The organism is Streptomyces sp. 13-12-16 (assembly GCF_002114215.1).
In the GTDB taxonomy this organism is placed as follows: Bacteria; Actinomycetota; Actinomycetes; order Streptomycetales; family Streptomycetaceae; genus Streptomyces.
In genome coordinates, this window is sequence record NZ_NCTE01000695.1 from 1,647 (window position 1) to 4,397 (window position 2,751).

Genomic DNA, 2,751 nt, shown 5'->3' on the forward strand with positions numbered 1-2,751 from the left:
GGGCGCGGCCCGGTCCTGCTCAGTCCCCTTCGCCGAAGCGCCGTACCAGTCCGGCGAACGCGTCGCGCTCCGCCGGGGTGAGCGGTACGGCTTCCATGTGGGGGCCGGTCCGCCGCTGGCGTGGGATCACCGGGACGCCGTGAGGGGCGTGGGGGGTGTGCTGCCGGCGGGCCGCCTCGTCGAGGGGTTCGCGTACGCGCGTCCGCCCGCGCCGGCGCCGCAGGGCGTCGGCCAGACCCGCCGCACAGGCCACGGCCACCAGGGTGAGGACGGTGGCACCCGTCGTCCGCGAGAGTGTCGTGTACTCAGGCATGCGGCCCAGTACACACCAAGATCCGGGGCTTTGACCCCGGATCGTGATGATCGTGATCTATATCGCAGTAGGCATGAACCGCCCACACCTACCCAAACGGACGCATCGCCGTAACTCTACGCGGCCACCGGCTGCTTGGTCTCCGCCGGCGGCACCGGGGTGCCCTCGCCCGCGCCCGTGGTGGCCGGGGCCGGCTTGCGCAGGCCCTTGAGGACGATCACCAGGGCGGTCGTGACGCACACGCCCGCGGCGATGGCGACCAGGTAGAGGAACGGGTTGCCGATCAGCGGGACGACGAAGATGCCGCCGTGCGGGGCGCGCAGGGTGGCGCCGAAGGTCATCGACAGGGCGCCGGTGACCGCGCCGCCCGCCATGGAGGCGGGGATCACCCGCAGCGGGTCGGCGGCGGCGAACGGGATCGCGCCCTCGGAGATGAAGGAGGCGCCCAGGACCCAGGCGGCCTTGCCGTTCTCGCGTTCGGTGCGGTTGAAGAGCTTGCCGCGGACCGTGGTGGCCAGGGCCATCGCCAGCGGCGGCACCATGCCGGCGGCCATCACCGCGGCCATGATCTTCATCGCGGAGTCGCTGGGGCTCGCGACGGCGATCCCGGCGGTGGCGAAGGTGTAGGCGACCTTGTTGACGGGTCCGCCCAGGTCGAAGCACATCATCAGGCCGAGCAGGGCGCCCAGCAGGACGGCGTTGGTGCCGGTGAGGCCGTTCAGCCAGTCCGTCATGCCCTTCTGGGCCTCGGCGATGGGCTTGCCGATGACGACGAACATCAGGAAGCCGACGACCGCCGCGGAGATCAGCGGGATCACCACCACCGGCATGATGCCGCGCAGGGCGGCCGGGATGCGCACCTTCTGGATCGCGATCACCACGCCGCCGGCGATCAGACCGGCCGCGAGGCCGCCGAGGAATCCGGCGTTGATGGTGAGCGAGATCGCGCCGCCGACGAAGCCGGGCACGAGGCCGGGCCGGTCGGCCACGCCGTAGGCGATGTAGCCGGCCAGGACGGGGACGAGGAAGCCGAAGGCGACGCCGCCGATCTGGAAGAGCAGGGCGCCCCAGCTGTCGGCCTGGGTCCACACGAAGTGGTCCATCACCGAGGGCGCCTCGTTGATCTCGTAGCCGCCGATCGCGAAGCCGAGGGCGATGAGCAGACCGCCCGCCGCGACGAACGGCACCATGTAGCTGACGCCCGACATCAGCCACTTGCGCAGCTTGGTGCCGTAGCCCTCCCCGCTGTCGCCGGTCCGCTCGACGGGCGTACCGCCGGACGCTCCGGACGTGGCCGCCGCGGTGACCTCGCCGCGCTCCGCCCTGCCCCTCACCTCGGTGATCAGCTCGGCGGGCCGGTTGATGGCCGCCTTGACGCCGGTGTCGACGGTCGGCTTGCCCGCGAAGCGGTCCTTCTCCCGCACGGGGACGTCGTGGGCGAAGATCACGCCGTCCGCCGCCGCGATCACGGCCGGGTCGAGCCGGGTGAAGCCGGCGGAGCCCTGGGTCTCGACGACGATCTCGACGCCGGCGTCCCGGCCGGCGTTCTCCAGCGACTCGGCGGCCATGTAGGTGTGGGCGATGCCGGTGGGGCAGGAGGTGACGGCGACGACCCGGAACGGGCGCTCCTCGGCGGCGTTGGTGGTGTCCGTGGCGGCACCGGCGGAGGCCGCCCCCGGTGCCGCCACGGAGTCCTCGGAGCCCGAGGAGTCCTCGGAGCCCGAGGAGTCCTCGGAGCCCGAGGGTTCCTCGGTGCCGGCCTCTTCACCCCGGATGAGCGCGGCCGCCGCCCCCGCGTCGCCCACCGACCGCAGCGCGTCGGTGAACTCGGCGTTCATGAGCTGCCGGGCCAGCGACGACAGGATCGTCAGATGGGCGTCGTCGGCGCCGGCCGGGGCGGCGATCAGGAAGATCAGGTCGGCGGGCCCGTCCGCCGCGCCGAAGTCGATCCCGGCGGCGCTGCGCCCGAAGGCGAGCGTGGGCTCGGTGACGTGCTCACTGCGGCAGTGCGGGATGCCGATGCCGCCGTCGAGGCCGGTCGGCATCTGCGCCTCGCGGGCGGCGACGTCGGCGAGGAAGCCGTCCAGGTCGGTCACCCGGCCCAGGGCCACCATGCGCTCGGCGAGGGCGCGCGCCGCCGCCTCCTTGGTGTCGGCGGACAGGTCGAGATCGACCAGTTCCGCGGTGATCATGTCACTCATCGCGGGCTCCTTCGCACGCGTATCGCCCGTGCAGCGGGGTGGGCGGAAGGGGGGACGGGGGTGAGGAGGGGGTGGTTCATGACACCGGCTCCCGCAGGAAGCGGTCGGCGGGTACGTCGGCCGTGACGGTCACCGCGGCCGGGTCCAGGTCGGCCGGGGTCGGCATCACGCTGCCGGGGAGCCGGACGGCCGCCGCGCCGTGGGCGACGGCGGAGGCGAGCGCCTCGGGGCCGCGCC

General features: G+C 73.4%; 2 protein-coding genes and 1 pseudogene. All 3 read right to left on the minus strand.

Annotated elements, in window-relative coordinates:
* Window positions 1-19: 19 nt before the first annotated feature.
* On the minus strand, window positions 20-313 hold the full coding sequence (locus B7767_RS26450; protein WP_085574386.1) for a hypothetical protein: 294 nt from the start codon (window positions 311-313) through the stop codon (window positions 20-22).
* 116 nt (window positions 314-429) lie between these two features.
* Window positions 430-2,514, minus strand: coding sequence for a fructose-specific PTS transporter subunit EIIC (locus tag B7767_RS26455; RefSeq protein WP_085574387.1), 2,085 nt, complete (start codon window positions 2,512-2,514; stop codon window positions 430-432).
* A 76-nt stretch (window positions 2,515-2,590) separates the two neighbouring features.
* A pseudogene (locus tag B7767_RS44940) lies at window positions 2,591-2,751 on the minus strand (1-phosphofructokinase); the annotation flags it as partial.